The organism is Telluria sp. PB2R4, assembly GCF_059685695.1.
In genome coordinates this window covers 291,637-307,774 of record NZ_JCASIC010000006.1, presented here as the reverse complement: position 1 = coordinate 307,774, position 16,138 = coordinate 291,637, and the positions used below count along the sequence as shown (strand labels likewise).

General features: G+C 65.5%; 11 protein-coding genes and 1 pseudogene. 4 read left to right on the top strand and 8 right to left on the bottom strand.

The window, feature by feature from the left end:
• Window positions 1-180: pseudogene (locus AC56LU_RS12960) on the top strand (IS1595 family transposase); the annotation flags it as partial.
• 60 nt (window positions 181-240) lie between these two features.
• Here AC56LU_RS12960 and AC56LU_RS12955 read toward each other — a convergent pair.
• On the bottom strand, window positions 241-3,186 hold the full coding sequence (locus tag AC56LU_RS12955; protein ID WP_497176010.1) for a TonB-dependent receptor: 2,946 nt from the start codon (window positions 3,184-3,186) through the stop codon (window positions 241-243).
• A gap of 402 nt (window positions 3,187-3,588) precedes the next feature.
• Between AC56LU_RS12955 and AC56LU_RS12950 the strand changes: the two genes are divergently transcribed.
• Together AC56LU_RS12950 and AC56LU_RS12945 are read left to right on the top strand one after the other, a co-directional pair.
• Window positions 3,589-5,202: an NAD(P)/FAD-dependent oxidoreductase gene (locus AC56LU_RS12950; protein WP_497176009.1), complete on the top strand. Its 1,614-nt coding sequence runs from the start codon at window positions 3,589-3,591 to the stop codon at window positions 5,200-5,202.
• Between the two features lie 59 nt (window positions 5,203-5,261).
• The gene (locus AC56LU_RS12945; RefSeq protein WP_497176020.1) at window positions 5,262-6,074 is read left to right on the top strand and encodes an EamA family transporter; all 813 of its coding nucleotides are present in this window, start codon (window positions 5,262-5,264) and stop codon (window positions 6,072-6,074) included.
• Window positions 6,075-6,196: 122 nt separating this feature from the next.
• Here the strand turns inward: AC56LU_RS12945 and corA are convergent, their stop codons facing one another.
• From corA to glnA, 5 genes are all read right to left on the bottom strand, one after another.
• A complete protein-coding gene (gene corA / locus AC56LU_RS12940; protein WP_497176008.1) occupies window positions 6,197-7,165 on the bottom strand; it encodes a magnesium/cobalt transporter CorA in 969 nt (322 codons plus the stop codon).
• 45 nt (window positions 7,166-7,210) lie between these two features.
• Window positions 7,211-8,707 (bottom strand): nitrogen regulation protein NR(I), encoded by a 1,497-nt coding sequence (ntrC, locus tag AC56LU_RS12935; RefSeq protein ID WP_497176007.1) that lies wholly within the window; start codon window positions 8,705-8,707, stop codon window positions 7,211-7,213.
• Between the two features lie 84 nt (window positions 8,708-8,791).
• Complete coding sequence (gene glnL / locus AC56LU_RS12930) at window positions 8,792-9,868, bottom strand: nitrogen regulation protein NR(II) (protein ID WP_497176006.1); 1,077 nt, start codon at window positions 9,866-9,868, stop codon at window positions 8,792-8,794.
• Window positions 9,865-10,386 carry a DUF4124 domain-containing protein gene (locus tag AC56LU_RS12925; protein WP_497176005.1) on the bottom strand — a complete coding sequence of 174 codons (522 nt, stop codon included), beginning with the start codon at window positions 10,384-10,386 and terminating at the stop codon, window positions 9,865-9,867. The genes glnL and AC56LU_RS12925 overlap by 4 nt, the downstream gene beginning before the upstream one ends.
• 158 nt (window positions 10,387-10,544) lie before the next feature.
• Window positions 10,545-11,960, bottom strand: coding sequence for a type I glutamate--ammonia ligase (gene glnA, locus AC56LU_RS12920; protein WP_497176004.1), 1,416 nt, complete (start codon window positions 11,958-11,960; stop codon window positions 10,545-10,547).
• 285 nt (window positions 11,961-12,245) lie between these two features.
• On the opposite strand from glnA, the gene AC56LU_RS12915 reads away from it, so the two are divergent.
• Entirely contained in the window at window positions 12,246-12,704 is a 459-nt protein-coding gene (locus AC56LU_RS12915; protein ID WP_497176003.1) for a rhodanese-like domain-containing protein, read from the top strand.
• A gap of 39 nt (window positions 12,705-12,743) precedes the next feature.
• Here AC56LU_RS12915 and AC56LU_RS12910 read toward each other — a convergent pair whose 3' ends face one another.
• Window positions 12,744-14,711, bottom strand: coding sequence for a CocE/NonD family hydrolase (locus AC56LU_RS12910; RefSeq protein ID WP_497176002.1), 1,968 nt, complete (start codon window positions 14,709-14,711; stop codon window positions 12,744-12,746).
• A gap of 60 nt (window positions 14,712-14,771) precedes the next feature.
• The gene (locus tag AC56LU_RS12905) at window positions 14,772-16,136 is read right to left on the bottom strand and encodes a TAXI family TRAP transporter solute-binding subunit (RefSeq protein WP_497176019.1); all 1,365 of its coding nucleotides are present in this window, start codon (window positions 16,134-16,136) and stop codon (window positions 14,772-14,774) included.
• Between the last annotated feature and the right edge of the window lie 2 nt (window positions 16,137-16,138).

Here is a 16,138-nt window from a genome sequence, read left to right as displayed (position 1 = left end):
ATCCATGTCCAGTCCGTGAACGCCTACCACCAGCGCTTGCGCCAGTGGCTGGCGCGGTTTCATGGCGTGGCCTCGCGCTACCTGCCGAATTACCTGGGCTGGCATCGGGCACTTGATGGTGAGCGAGTTATTTCTGTCGAACAATTGCTGCGTATCGCAATCGGAGTCATCAATACGTAATGGTGACAGCGCCAAAAAAAAGGCCGTGCCTGCGTTGCAGGCACGGCCAGGCTCACGCCATCAGAACTCGTACTGCGCCATGATGCGGACGGTGCGGCCGCCCTGGACGTTGAACGGACGCAGGTAGTTCGGGCTCGGCGTGCCGGCAGCCGATTCGCCGGCTTCTTCGACGCCTGAGACTTCGCGCTCGTTGAACACATTCATGACGTCGACCTGGAAGGTGGTGCCTTTCCATGCCTTCGGTTCGTAGGACAGCTGCAGGCCCAGCTCCTTGGTCCAGCCCAGGCGGCCGCGGCTGCCGCGCGGGGTCGGCTTGCCGCCGCAGTAGAACGAGGCCGCGCCGTACTCCACCGAAATGGTGTCCAGGTCGCCGCCGTAGTAGCCCAGGCAATTCAGCGGACGGCCGCTCTGCACCAGCAGGTTTGCGCCGACGCGCCATTCCGGGCGCACCTGGTAGGCGCCGAACAGCTTGAGGGAGTGGCGGCGGTCGTTCGGCAGGTAGCCGTGGGCGCCTTCCATCAGGCCAGGGTAATCCCAGTCCTGGCTGATGCCTGCGTCGTCCTGGCCGATGTCCGACTTGACGTAGCCCTCGGTATTGCCACGGTTATAGGCCAGCACGTAGGAGCCCTGCAGGTTCCAGACTCCGTCCCAGGCACGCTCGAAGCTCAGCTCGAGCGAATTGAAGACACGCTCGGGTTTCGGGAATTTCAGCGACGCAGCCGGGATCTTCACCGCTGTCAGCCCCTTGCCGTCCTCGAAGTCGATGTTGGCGGTCAGGTCCTTGCCCGGGTTGTACAGGAAGCAGTGGCCGATTGCCTCGGACAGGATGTTGGCCTTGCCGGTGCTGTAGCCGTTGGCGATCGCCCAGTCATAGGCGCCCTCGCTGTTGCACATGTCGTCCATCACGCTCTTGAGCTTGCGGTGGGTGAGCTTGGCGCCGACGGTCCAGCGGTTGCTGAGGGCCTGCTGCACGCCGATGATGAATTCGTCCTGGTACATCGGCTTGATGTTCGGATCGACCACCGAACGCGGGTCGCCCGCGCTGCCGTCCGAGGACACCAGGCGCTGCCCCAACTGGACGCCGCGGCCGGGGCGCTGGAACTTGTCGCTGCCGAAGGAGCCGGTGAACGCGTAGTAGTCGTAGTAATCGAGCTCGGCGCCGGACAGGCGCACGTTGGTGTTCGACATCACCGGGATGTAGTAGCGGCCGGCATTGGCGTAGACCTTGGTCTGCTGGTCGCCCCGCACGTCCCACGACAGGCCCAGGCGCGGCGCCCAGGTGTTCTTCACCTTGATGAAGGTCTTGTCTTCGGCATTGAGGTTTTCGAAGGACTCGTTGCGTACGCCGATGTTGGCCACCAGGTTCTTGGTGAGCTGCCAGTTGTCTTCCAGGTAGTACGCCGAGTTCTTGGTCGTGAACGCGCCGCCGTTCTCGAAATGGCGGGCCGAGATGTAGTCGATCGGGGCGCCGGTATTGTTCACATAGCCGTTCGCCAGCGAACTGCCCGGATTGAGCGTGAAGATGCGTTCGACCAGGCCGCCCGAGTAGAAAGTGCCGTCGACCACCTTGTATTTCTCGTTATCGACGCCGAAACGCAGGCCATGGTCGCCCAGGTTCCATTCGGCGTCGATGCGCCATGCACGGCGCTCGTCGTTCGCCTTCGGATCGGTGATCGAACTCGTCGATGCGCAGCCGTAGCGGGTCAGTGCGCTGGTGCGGTCGTCGCGCACCCACGGGCAGGCGGCCGAGGTGATGTCCGACTTGCGGTTGTAGCGGCCCAGGCCGGCCAGCGCCGACACCGTCAGGTCGTCCGTGACCCACGAGGTGTACTTGGCGATGTAGTTCTCGCCGCCGGTGGTGTAGGTGTCCTTGCCCAGGTCGGCGCCGCGCTGGGTGCCGTAGGCCACCGGCGAGACGTAGTTGTAGGCCTTGTCCTTGGCCTTGTCGCTGAAGCCCGTGAACTCAAGGCGGTTGTCGTCGTTGATGTTCCAGTCGACCTTCAGCAGGTAGCGCGGCGTGCTGCTCTTCATGACCTCCTGGCGGCTGCTGTTGTAGGTCTCGCGCTCGATGTCGGCGCCCTGCACCAGGCCGAACACGAACAGCTTGTCCTTGATGACCGGACCGCCCATCCAGACATTGGCCAGCAGCTCGTCGGTGCCGCCCGGGTTCGGCGCCATGTACCACTGGCCCGTGGTCGGGCTGCGTTCCGGATGCAGCTGGGTCCCGCGCAGCGATTCGGGAGTCCAGATCGCATTCGCGCCGCCATGCCATTCGTTGGTGCCGCGCTTGGTGGTCACGCTCAGCACGCCGCCCAGCGAGCGGCCGTATTCCGGGCCGTAGCCGCCGGTCTTGACCTGCTGCTGCGCGATGCCCTCGAAGGGCACCTGGTTGAAGGCAACGCCGTTCAGGTTGTTGGTGACGTTGAAGCCGTTGATGTAATAGACGTTTTCGGCGGGGGACGCACCGCCCAGCGAGGCCACGTTACCGGTACGCAGCGCGGTGCCGCCGATCCGGCTGTCGCCGCGGGTCGCACCCGGCGCCAGCAGGGCCACGGCGGTCACGTCGCGCGTCACCGGGATGCGGTCGATCGCCGCCTCGGTCAGGATGATCGAGGATTCCGGCGACTTGACGTCGATGCGCTGCAGGCGGCCGGTGACGACCACGGTGCTGGGGCCGGCGGCGTCGAAGTTGGCCGAACTGCCCTCGCCGGCCGCCACCGCTACCAGGCGCTCTTCCAGCGACCCGTCGGGACGCTTGGCGCGCACGGTGTAGCTGCCGGGCGGGAGCATGGTCAGTTGATAGTCACCGTTCTGGTTGACCGTCAGCGTACGGGTCAGGCCGATCGACTTGTTTTCGATCGTAATCACGGTGCCTGCCGCGGCACGACCGACAATGTCGCCGGCCGAATTCGACGCGGCGTGGGCAAGGCCGGCGAAGGCGATGCTGCCAAGCGAAGCGGCGAATGTGATGCTCAATGCATGCGCCAGCACTGTTTTTCTGAACATGATATGTACTCCTATGAAACATCGTTGTCTCGAACGCGCAGCGCCGGATGGCCGGGCTGGCGAATGGCTATCCGGCATGTCGATCGCATGGCGACACCTCGGACTAAGCTCATGACAACATTGCTCCACAAGACGGGTCAACTCTTGCTAAAGTTACAGGAACTTAGGCATACATATTATAAATTGGGCGATTTTATTGTTTTTTGATGAAACTGCTCAATTCTGACTGCCGAGACAGCTGTGATGGAGGCAAGGTCCCCCACGGAAGGGGGGAGCTGTTGTTTGCTTTATGCAACACTACCAATACAAAGGCTCTTGGGTACAATAGCGGTTTGGCCGGGCCTTCCCCGGCCGTTTCCTTTTGTCGCGCCTCTTTGTTGCATCACCAGCAACCCAATCACCATGCTCCGAATTAACGAACTCAAGCTTCCCCTCGACCATCCCGAACCCGCCCTGCGCGACGCCATCGTGCGCCGCCTCGGCATCATTGATGCCGACCTGCTCGGCTTCAGCGTGTTCAAGCGCAGCTACGATGCGCGCAAGAAGTCCGCCATCGTCCTGATCTATGCGATCGACGTCGAGGTGCGGGGCGAGGCGTCCGTGCTGGCACGCTTCGCCAAGGACCAGTACATCGTTCCCGCGCCGGATACCGGCTACAAGTTTGTCGACGCCCGGCCGGCGCCGGGCACCCCGCGTCCGGTGGTGGTCGGCCTCGGCCCCTGCGGCATGTTCGTGGCCCTGATCCTGGCCCAGATGGGCTTGAACCCGATCGTGCTCGAGCGTGGCAAGATCGTGCGCGAGCGTACCGTCGACACCTTCGGGTTCTGGCGCAAGCGCAAGCTCAACCCGGAGTCGAACGTGCAGTTCGGCGAAGGCGGCGCCGGCACCTTCTCGGACGGCAAGCTGTACAGCCAGATCAAGGACCCCAAGCATTACGGCCGCAAGGTGCTGACCGAGTTCGTCAAGGCCGGCGCGCCGGAAGAGATCATGTACGTCAGCAAGCCGCACATCGGCACTTTCCGCCTGGTGAAGATGGTCGAACAGATCCGCGCCGAGATTCAATCGCTGGGCGGCGAGATCCGCTTCGAGACGCGGGTGGACGACATCTACGTGAGCGAGGAAAACGGCGTGCGCCAGGTACAGGGCGTGCGCCTGTCGAACGGCGAAGAGATCGCCACCCGCCACCTGGTGATGGCCATCGGCCACAGCGCGCGCGACACCTTCGAGCTGCTGTACGAGCGCGGCGTCTACGTCGAGGCCAAGCCGTTCTCGATCGGCTTCCGCGTCGAGCACCCGCAGTCGCTGATCGACGTCTGCCGCTTCGGCCCCAACGCCGGCAACAAGCTGCTGGGCGCGGCCGACTACAAGATCGTCCACCACGCCTCCAACGGCCGTTCGGTGTACAGCTTCTGCATGTGCCCGGGCGGCACCGTGGTGGCCGCGTCGAGCGAGGAAGGTCGCGTCGTCACCAACGGCATGAGCCAGTACTCGCGCAACGAACGCAACGCCAACAGCGCCATCGTGGTCGGCATCACGCCCGAGGATTATCCGGGCCACCCGCTGGCCGGCATCGCCTTCCAGCGCGAACTCGAGTCGCGCGCCTTCGTCCTCGGTGGCGGCAACTACGACGCGCCGGGCCAGCTGATGGGCGACTTCGTGCGCGGCGTGGCCTCGAAGGAGTTCGGCTCAGTGGTCCCTTCGTTCAAGCCGGCGGTGCACCTGACCGACCTGGCGCCGTCGCTGCCGGAGTACGCGATCACGGCCATGCGCGAAGCCTTCGTGGCGTTCGACAAGCAGATCAAGGGCTATTACAAGGAAGACGCGGTACTGACCGGCGTCGAAACCCGCACCTCGTCGCCGATCCGCATCAAGCGCAACGACGGCGACCTGCAGAGCCTGAACACGCGCGGCCTGTTCCCGGCCGGCGAAGGCGCGGGCTACGCCGGCGGCATCATGTCGGCGGCGGTCGACGGCATCCGCGTGGCGGAAGCCGTGGCCCTGGCGATGGCTGCGTGATCGCTGCCAAAGGCGTGGCGGCCGGACCACTCGGCCCGGGCCTGGCCATCCTGGCCTCGATGGTGTCGGTGAACGCCGGCGCCGCCTGGGCCAAGCACCTGTTTCCGCTGGTGGGCGCACCCGGCGTGACCGCCGTCCGCGTCGGCCTGGCGGCGCTGATCATGCTCGCCATCGTGCGCCCCTGGCGCACGATGCCCGCGCGCCGCGACGCGTTCAACCTCGCGATCTACGGCCTCATGCTGGGCTGCATGAACCTGCTGATCTACGGCGCTTTTGCCCGCATCCCGATCGGCATCGCGGTGGCCATCGAGGTGGTCGGCCCGCTCGCGGTGGTGGTGCTGTCGTCGCGCCGCGCGCGCGACTTCGCCTGGGTGCTGCTCGCAGCCTTTGGACTGTGGCTGCTGGCGCCTGTCCATGAAGGCGCGAACGCCACCTCGGCTCCGCTCGATCCGATGGGCGTGGCGTATGCGCTGGGCGCGGCCTTCTGCTGGGCGATGTACATCGTGTTCGGCAAGCGCGTATCGACCCTGAATGGCGGCCAGGCAGTCGCCTGGGGCATGCTGGCGGCGGCGCTGTTCACCGTGCCGGTCGGCGTGGCGCATGCCGGCGCGGACCTGCTGCTGCCCACGGTGCTGGCCGGCGGCCTGGCGGTGGCGGTGCTGTCCAGCGCCCTGCCCTACACGCTCGAGATGGCGGCGCTGGCGCGACTGCCGCAGCGCGTGTTCGGCATCCTGGTCAGCGCCGGGCCGGCCTTTGCGGCGCTGGCCGGCTGGGTGGTGCTGGGTGAGATGCTCACGGGCTTGCAATGGCTGGCGATCGGGCTGGTGGTGCTGGCCTGCGGTGGCGCCGCCGCTACCGCCCGTAAATCGTAGCGTGGGCGGCTTCGCCGCCCACGCGGTGATAGTTGTCGGGTGTTGCTCACCCTGGGTGATCTTGACGCCGGTTGAACGCGTGGGCGGGAGACCCGCCCACCCTACGAACACCATCATCAACGTTACAGCCAGCCGGACCTCTTGAAACGCCGGTACAGGTAGAAACACACCCCCGCCATCGTGCACAGCGCCAGCGGATAGCCATACTTCCACTTCAGCTCGGGCATGAATTCGAAGTTCATGCCCCAGATGCCGGCGAAGGCCGTGAACACGGCGAAGATCGCCGCATACGAGGCGAGCTTCTTGCTGATGTCGTTCTCTTCGATCGCCACCATCGACAGCGTCACCTGGATCGCGGTATTGATGGTGTCGCGCACCGTGTCCAGGCGGCCCAGGATGCGCAACAGGTGGTCGTGGACGTCGCGCAGGTAGTCCTGGGTCTCGGCCACCACGTCGGGCACCCGTCCACCGTGCAGGCGCCCGATCGCATCCATCAGCGGGACCACCGCATGGCGCAGCACCTGCGACTTGCGCTTGAGCGCATACAGGCGCTCGACGTTGGCGCGCTGCCCGCCCTGCTGCCCGAAGATATGGTCTTCGATCGATTCCAGTTCGGATTCGAGCATGTCGACCACCGGGAAATAGCGGTCGACCACCGCATCGACCAGGGCGTACAGCACGAAGCCCGAGCCCTTTTTCAGCTGGTGCGGCTCGCGCTCGGCGCGGGCGCGCACGCCAAGAAAGCCGCGGTTGGCATCGCGCCGCACCGACAGCACGTAGTTCGGACCGGCGAAGATGGCCAGCTCGCCGCAGCTGATCTCGTCGCCATTGAGCTCGACGATGTGCAGCGTCATGAAGACGCAGTCGCCGTACTCTTCCATCTTGGGACGCTGGTGGCCGCGCGCGGCGTCTTCCACCGCCAGTTCGTGCAGGTTGAATTCGTCCTGCATGGTGGCGATTTCCGCTCCGTCCGGATCGCGCAGGGCGACCCAGACGAAGGTGCCGGGCTGTTTCAGGTATTCGCTGATGTCCTCGACGGGGACATCGGACAGCTTCTTGCCTTCCTGGTAGGCGACGCAGTTGATCAGCATGGGCAAGGGTGTAAGTGCATGATGCAGCAGCTTACACCATTGCTTTTATTCGTCCTGTGCGCCATCTATCCCAAGCTCGACGATCTTGCGCGTGATGGTATTGCGGCCGATCCCGAGCCGCACGGCGGCATCGTTCTTGCGCCCGTGCGTGTGCTTGAGCGCGGTCTTGATCAGGGCCGACTCGAACTGGCGCCCGAGCGTGTCCATGACGTCGGTCTGCCCGGCGCTGAGCATGCCGGCGGCCTGCAGTTCGAGCAGCGCGATCCAGCCTTCGGGCGAGGTCGGCGCCGCTGCCTGCATGCCGCCCGGGGCCGCGGCCCCAGGCGCCACCGCTGGCGCGGTGGCCATTCCGGCCAGGGCGGCATCGTGCAGCGTCGACGGCGCCGGCGTACCCTGCGTCAGGTCGCGCGGCAGGTCCTTGACCTCGACGGTCTGGCCCGGGGCCATCACGGTGATCCAGTTGCACAGGTTTTCCAGCTGGCGCACGTTGCCGGGCAGTTCCAGGCCGGCCAGGAAACGCATCGCCGATTCGCTCATGCGCTTCGGCTCGACGCCCAATTGGCGTGCACTCTGCACCAGGAAGTGGCGTGCCAGGATCGGAATGTCCTCGCTGCGCTCGCGCAGCGACGGCAGGCGCAGGCGGATCACGTTCAGGCGATGATACAAGTCTTCGCGGAACAGGCCCTCGCGCACCCGCTGTTCCAGGTTCTGGTGGGTAGCGGCGATCACGCGCACGTTGGCCTTGACCGGCTGGTGGCCGCCGACGCGGTAGAAGTGGCCGTCCGACAGCACCCTTAATAAACGGGTCTGCAGATCGAAGGGCATGTCCCCGATCTCGTCGAGGAACAGGGTGCCGTTCTCGGCCTGCTCGAAGCGGCCGCGCCGCATCGCCTGGGCGCCGGTGAAGGCGCCGCGCTCGTGGCCGAACAGTTCCGATTCCAGCAGGTCTTTCGGGATCGCCGCCGTGTTCAGCGCGATGAAGGGCTGCTGGGCGCGCGGGCTGTGCTTGTGCAGGGCGCGCGCCACCAGTTCCTTGCCGCTGCCCGATTCGCCGGTGATCAAGACCGTGACGTTGGATTGCGACAGGCGGCCGATGGCGCGGAACACTTCCTGCATCGCCGGGGCGTGGCCGAGGATTTCGGGGGTCTCCGCAGGCGCCGCATCCACACTGGCTTCGCGCAGGCTTTCCTCGAGGGCGCGCCGGATCAGGCTGACTGCCTTGTCGATGTCGAAGGGCTTGGCAAGATAATCGAAGGCGCCGCCCTGGAACGAGGCGACCGCCGAATCGAGGTCGGAGAAGGCGGTGATGATGATGACGGGCAGGCCGGGATGGCGCGCCTTGACCGCCTGCAGGAGTTCGATGCCCGACTCTCCCGGCATGCGGATGTCCGACACCAGCACCTGCGGCACTTCCAGCTCGAAAGCCGCCAGCGCATCGTGCGCGTTGGCGAAGCTGCGGGTCTCCAGGCTTTCGCGCGCCAGGGCTTTTTCCAGCACCCAGCGGATCGATGCGTCGTCGTCGACAATCCAGATTGGTTTCATGTATTCGTGTTTCCCGCAATATGGATAATTCGGGGACTCACGGCTTGGAGCACGGCGCTCCTGTCCCATCCCTTGCAGCCCCGCTTATGGCAAGGGCAGCAGGATCCGGAAATCCGTCAGTCCAGGCCGGCTTTCGCACTCGATCACACCCAGGTGCTGCTGCACGAAGGTCTGCGCCAGCGTCAGCCCGAGCCCGCTGCCGCCCTCGCGCCCGGAAACGAGCGGGTAGAAGATGCGGTCGCGGATCTCGGGTGCGATGCCCGGTCCATTGTCGATGATATGCAAATCTAATGCCAGCCCATAACGGACCTTGGCCAGGGTGACCTGGCGCGCCACGCGGGTGCGTAGAACGATCTCGGCGTCGCCCGCGGCAATGCGTCCCTTGAGGGCCTGGGCGGCATTGTGGGCGATGTTCAGCACCACCTGGATCAGCTGCTCCATGTCGCCCCTGAACTCGGGGATCGAGGCGTCGTAGTCGCGTCGGATGGTCAGCCCGGACGGGAATTCGGCCAGGATCAGGCTGCGCACGCGCTCGCACACTTCATGGATGTTGACGTCGCCGACGATGTGGGGCTTGCGGTGCGGCGCCAGCAGGCGGTCGACCAGGGTCTGGAGGCGGTCGGCCTCCTTGATGATGACCTGGGTGTATTCGGACAGCTCGAGCAGGTGGTGCGGCGGCAGCTCGAGCTCGAGCAGCTGGGCCGCGCCGCGGATGCCGCCCAGGGGGTTCTTGATTTCGTGCGCCAGGTTGCGGATCAGTTCCTTGTTGGCCTGGCTCTGGTCGAGGATGCGTTCCTCGCGATCCAGCTTTAACTGCTGCACGTTCTCGCGCAGCTCGATCAGCAGTTCGTCTTCGCCCAGTGCGCTGACGATGCTGTTGACGTGCAGGGGTTCGCGCCCGCTGCGCTGCAGGACCAGGTCCTGGCGCAGGTCGGCATACTGGTGCGCCAGCGCCTGCGCGCACAGGGCGGCCAGTTCGAGGCCGTTGGCGAACAGCTCGGGCAGCGGCGCGCGCTGCAGCGATTTCAGCGACAGCTCGAGCAGGTTCTCGGCGGCCGGGTTCGCGTAGCGTACCTGGCCCGCGGGGCCGAGCAGCAGCACGCTCGAGGCCAGCAGGTCGAGGCCGGCGAAACGCGCCGGCAGGCCGCCGCCGGCGCTCATCGCACCTTGCCGATCTCGCGCAGCAGCGCTTCGATATTGCGCTCGGTGCGGCCGATCTCGTCGCGCATCGAAGCGACGCGCTCCTGGTACTTGGCGTAGTTGCGCTCGTTGCCCTGGCGTTCCGGCTCGCCCCCGTTGAAGTCGCGGCGCAGCTCGGCCAGCTTCTTCTGCTCGATGCGCAGTTCGTCGTTGAGGATCTCGCGGCGGTCGTCGTCGCGGGCGCGCTGCTGGGCCGTGTCGACACGCGGGAAGCTGGCCGGCGACACGGCGGCGGGCGGTCCCGGGTTCATCGGGCGCACTGCAGGAATCGGGGCCGAGGCGCGCGGCGTCGGGGCCGGTGCATAGCCCGGCAGGTCGAGGGCCTTGCAGCCTTTGCGGCCGCTGTCGGTGAACTCGACGCGTCCCTGGTCGTCCACGCATTTGTAGACGGTGCCCTGGGCTTGCGCCCCATTCTGGAGCGCGAGGCCGGTTGCCAGCACGATCGCGAAGCGTCGGAATAAGCTAATTGTCGTTCCCATCAGAAATTAGTCTGCACAATAAACGTGCACTGATTGTAATGCGGGCGACTATACATGAAGCATGAAAAAAGGCGGGGAAAGCCCTCGCTTTCCCCGCCTTTGTTACAGAGCCTTACGCGCGCTGATGCATGGGCGCAACGGTTCTGTTGACCTTTCGATTACGACGAGTAGTACATGTCGAATTCGGCCGGATGCGGAGTCATGCGCAGACGCTGCACTTCGTTCATCTTCAGCTCGATGTAGGCATCGATCATGCTGTCGCTGAACACGCCGCCGCGGGTCAGGAACTCGCGGTCCTTGTCCAGGGCTTCCAGCGCTTCTTCCAGCGAGGAGCACACCGTCGGGATCAGCTTGTCTTCTTCCGGCGGCAGGTGGTACAGGTCCTTGGTCGCGGCTTCGCCCGGGTGGATCTTGTTCTGGATGCCGTCCAGGCCTGCCATCATCAGCGCGGCGAAGCACAGGTAGACGTTGGCCAGCGGATCCGGGAAACGGGTCTCGATGCGGCGGCCCTTCGGGTTCGCCACGTGCGGGATGCGGATCGAGGCCGAGCGGTTACGGGCCGAGTAGGCCAGCTTGACCGGGGCTTCGTAGCCAGGCACCAGGCGCTTGTACGAGTTGGTGCCCGGGTTGGTGATCGCGTTCAGGGCGCGCGCGTGCTTGATGATGCCGCCGATGTAGAACAGTGCGGTATCCGACAGGCCGGCATAGCCGTCGCCGGCGAACAGGTTCTTGCCGTCTTTCCAGATCGACTGGTGCACGTGCATGCCCGAGCCGTTGTCGCCGTTGATCGGCTTCGGCATGAAGGTGGCGGTCTTGCCGTAGCTGTGGGCCACGTTCCAGATCACGTACTTCATGTTCTGGGTCCAGTCGGCGCGCTCGACCAGGGTCGAGAACTTGGTGCCGATTTCATTCTGGCCGGCGCCGGCCACTTCGTGGTGATGCACTTCGACCGGAATGCCCATCGATTCGAGGATCAGGCACATTTCCGAGCGCATGTCCTGGAAGCTGTCGACCGGCGGGACCGGGAAGTAGCCGCCCTTGACGGTCGGACGGTGGCCGCTGTTGCCGCCTTCGATTTCCTTGTCGGTCGCCCACGAGGACTCGTCCGAGTCGATCTTGACGAAGCAGCCCGACATGTCGATCTTCCAGCGGATCGAGTCGAAGATGAAGAATTCCGGTTCCGGACCGAAGAAGGCGGTGTCGCCGATGCCGGTCGACTTCAGGTAGGCTTCGGCGCGCTTGGCGATCGAGCGCGGGTCGCGGTCGTAGCCCTTGCCGTCCGACGGTTCGATCACGTCGCACTGCATGAACAGCGTGGTCTCTTCCATGAACGGGTCGAGATTGGCGGTATTCGGATCCGGCAGCAGCAGCATGTCGGAGGCTTCGATGCCCTTCCAGCCGGCGATCGACGAACCGTCGAAGGCATGGCCCGACTCGAACTTGTCTTCGTCGAAATGCGACACGGGGACGGTCACGTGCTGCTCCTTGCCGCGGGTGTCCGCGAAGCGCAGGTCAACGAACTTCACTTCGTTGTCTTTGATGAGTTGAATTACGTCTGCAGCCGTCTTTGCCATTCGTATCTCCTGATTGAAAAGGGGGTGCCGCACTGGAAAGCTCGCAATGCGGCAACTTGCTCTACATCAAAGCATGAACTGTGCCAACCCGGCGTTATGAGTAAATGCACAATGCTTCGTTGGAATTCGCTGGTATCCGTCCTAGAATCTTCCGGTAGACGCCGTGCACCTGAATGCGTCGTCGCACTACATTGGTGCAGTATTGCAGTCCATGCACCACAGCAGCGCAGGATACACCGAACCAAGTTGGTGCATCACCTTTTCTTGTTCAAACTGGATCACACCATGACCACCACCGAGACCATCCTTGCCCTTGCCCGCCGGCGCGCCCCGGGCCAGCCTTATGCCGGCGCCGTCACGCCCGAGGAAGCCTTCACGCTAGTACAGGGCGATCCGCGCGTGAAGCTGGTCGACGTGCGCACCAATGCCGAGCGCGACTGGGTCGGCCGGGTGGCGCTTCCGGAGGCGCAGCACGTCGCGGTGCAGTGGGCCACTTACCCGGGCGGCGCGCCGAATCCCGAATTCGGTGCGCAGCTGGCGCAAGTGGCGCGCCAGGACGAGGTACTGCTGTTCCTGTGCCGCTCGGGCGTACGCTCGCGCCACAGCGCGCGCGTGGCGACCGAACATGGCTTCGCCGAGTCCTACGACATCCTGGAAGGCTTCGAGGGGGACCGCGATGCGGAGGGGCATCGCAAGACGGTGGGCGGCTGGTGCAAGGCCGGGCTGCCCTGGATCGGAGCCTGAACTTGCCGTGTGGGCGGAAACCGGCCCACACGACGAACATCAGTGCGCCGGCATGACCATCAACTGCAGGCCGGACGCCGCCCCCGGCGCACGATGCACACGCTGGGTCGCCTTCTTGAAGTCTTCCGGCTTGGCCTTCGGGATGTGGGTGAAGGTCTGCGGATTCAGGTCGATCAGCGGGAACCACGAGCTCTGCACCTGCACCATGATGCGGTGGCCGCGGCGGAAGGTGTGGTGCACGTCGCCGATGTCGAAGGAAAGCGCTTCCTGCTTGCCCGGGGTGAACGGCTCCGGCTTCTCGAAGCTGTTCCTGAACTTGCCGCGCAGCGGATTGCCGCGCACCAGCTGCTGGAAGCCGCCCAGGTTGAGGTGCGGCGGACCGACGTCGTTGCCCTTGCGTTCCGCCGTCGGGGTCGGGTATTCGCTGGGGTAGACGTCGATCAGCTTGACCACCCAGTCGGCATCCGTCCCGGTGGTCGACACGAACAGCTTCGGCAGCACCGGGCCGGCGATGGTCACATCTTCTTCCAGCACCTCGCTCTGGTAGACCAGCACGTCGGGACGGGTGGCGGCGAAGCGCTGGTCGGACACCATGTATTCGCGCGGCACGCCGGTGGCCGGGTAGCCGATGAAGGGCACGGGTTTATGCGGGTCGGCCACGTATTCGTCGTAGCCGGCCCCGCTGGCGGCGGGCTGTTGCCAGCCCAGCGTGCCGTTCGGGCCGAAGTACAGGGTGCGCGCTTTCGCCGGGGCCGGCGGCCAGGCCGGGTAGCTGCGCCAGACATTGGTGCCGGTCTCGAAGGCCGTCACCGCAGGCAAGGCGCGCGCCGGCTTCACGCCCTTCAGGTGCTGCTCGAAGAACGGAAACTGGATCTCGCGGCGGAAGTATTCGCCCGTCTTCGCATCGAAATTCACGTGACCGAGGCGTGCGCCGTCGCCGCGCGCCCAGCCGCCGTGCACCCACGGCCCCATCACCAGCGCATTCGGCGTGCCCGGGTTGTACTTGCCGACCGCCTTGTAGATGGCAAGCGGCCCGGCCGGGTCTTCGGCATCGAACCAGCCGCCCACGGTCAGCACCGCCGCCTTGACGTTCTTCATGTGCGGCGTGATGGCGCGCGAGCGCCAGAACGCGTCGTAGGTGTCGTGCTCGATGGTCGGCACCAGCAGCGCGCGCTGCTCGTCCGTCATGGTGGCGAGGATGTTCGGCAGCGTCAGGCGCTTCAGGAAGAAGTCGTACGCGTCGGCCTCCCCGTAGGCGAAGCGCGAGCGCTCCTTGTTGCCGGGGGTCGGATTCCGCTGCGGCAGGAAGGCCGAGTAAAAATCGAAGTTCGCCGACAGCATGAAGGCGCCGCCGTGGTACGAGTCGTCGCCCATGTACAGGTCGGCGATCGGGGCCTGCGGCGAGGCGGCCTTGATCGCCGGGTGCGAATCGATGATGCTGGCCGCGGTGTAGAAGCCCGGATAGCTGATGCCCCAGATGCCGACCCGGCCGTTGTTGTTCGGGACGTGCTTGAGCAGCCATTCGACGGTGTCGTGCATGTCCTCGCTTTCCTGGCCCTCTCCCGTGGCGCGCTTGCCCTTGGCATGCGGCGTCATCTCCTGCCACACGCCCTCCGACATGTAGCGGCCGCGCACGTCCTGGGTCACGAAGATGTAGCCGGAATCTTCCAGCTCGCGCGAGGGGCTGAGCGCCTCGGGGAACCAGTCGACGCCGTAGCGCTGCTCGCCCTGCGCGAATACGCCGGCGCTGTACGGGGTGCGCTGCACCAGGAAGGGATATGGCCTGGCGCTGTCCTTCGGCACGTACACGGTGGTGAACAGCCTGACGCCGTCGCGCATCGGGATGCGGTATTCGTACTTGGTATAGGTTTCGCGCGGGTTGCGCTTCTGGGCAGGCGCATCGGCTTGCGATGCGGCGGCCTGCGCGGCGTGCTCATGCGCCTGCGCGCCGGCGCTGCAGGCCAGCATCACGCCCAGGGCCAGGGCGGCAAACGATTGAGGAATCATGGCTTCTTTCGGGTGACGGGACAAAGACCGCCAGTGTAATCCGAATCCGCCGTTGTTTTGCTATTTCGCCAATGGCGCAGTGGCAATTCCGTGCTGGTCGATGGTCCCGCGCACCCGTTCGCGCACGAAGTTGATGTGGCTGCGCAGGCGGTACAGCTCTTCCGCGTAGGCGAGCGGGATCGAGATATGGTTGACGCTTTCCTCGATGTCGTCCAGGCGGCGCAACAGGCTCTCTCGCGCGCTGGCCTGTTCGCCTTCGCGCGCTTCCGGCCCAGTTGCTTCCAGCTCCTGCTCCACCTTGCGCAGCTCGCCGTACCAGCGGTACACGCGCGAGCGCACACGCCACACGTAGATCGGCGGGACGATCCTGGACAGCGGAATCAGGAGCGCGGCCAGCGCCACTGCCACCACCCACAGGCGCTCGAACAGGTTGGCCAGCCAGAAGCGCATGTAGCGCTGCATGAAGGGCGGGCCGTCGCGGTAGTAGCGCTCCGCCTCGCGCGCCACCGGAATCTCGGTGTACTTCGGCGACGGGAACTGGCCCTGCTGCTGGAACCACCCGGCCTTGCCGTGGATCTCGCCGGCCGATTTCACCAACAGGCCCACCAGGGCGGGATGCAGGTCCTCCCTCGCCACCAGGGTCGCGGTGGGGGCGATCAGGTGGTAGTCCTGGGCCGGGATGTCGCGCCCGAGGTCGACGATCCCGCGCGGCAGCACCACGTGGGTCAGGAAGGGCAAACGCCGCGTGTAGGCATCGGCCTGGCTGAAGTTGAACAGCTTGATGCCGGGCGTCTGCAGCAGCATCTGGATCAGCGGCGCTTCCGGGGCGGAGCTGAACACCAGGCCGTCGATCCGTCCCGCCAGCAGTTCCATCGTGGCCGGCGTATTTTCCAGCGCGCCGATCTGCAGCTCGTTCGGCTCGATGCCGTTCGCGTCCAGCACCTGGCGGAACAGGCGCGGCACGCCGGTGCCTTCCGGGCCCAGGTTGATGCGCCTGGCCTTCAGGTCGGTCAGGTGATTCACCTTGGCGCCTTCGCGCAGGAACAGCCAGACCGGCTCGGTGAACAGGCTGCCCAGCGATACCAGGCCAGCCTGCTGCGCCTGCCCGTCCTGCGTCGAGCCGCTCTGCACAAAAGCGACGTCGGCCTTGCCATCGATCAGGCGCTGCAGGTTCTCGTGCGAACCCAGCGAAGGCTGGAGGGTCAGCTTGATGTCGTCGCGCGCCAGCCGCTGCGCGTACTGGCGGCCGAATTCCTCATAGGCGCTGTTGAACTGGCCGGTGGCCATGGTGAGGTGGCGCGGCGGCGCCGGGTCGACCCACAGGTAGGCCAGCACCGCCACCGCGATCGCCGCCAGCAGCGTCGGCCCGCTTGCCACCAGCAAGTCACGCAGGGACACGAAGCTGAACTGGCGCACCCGGGTCATGG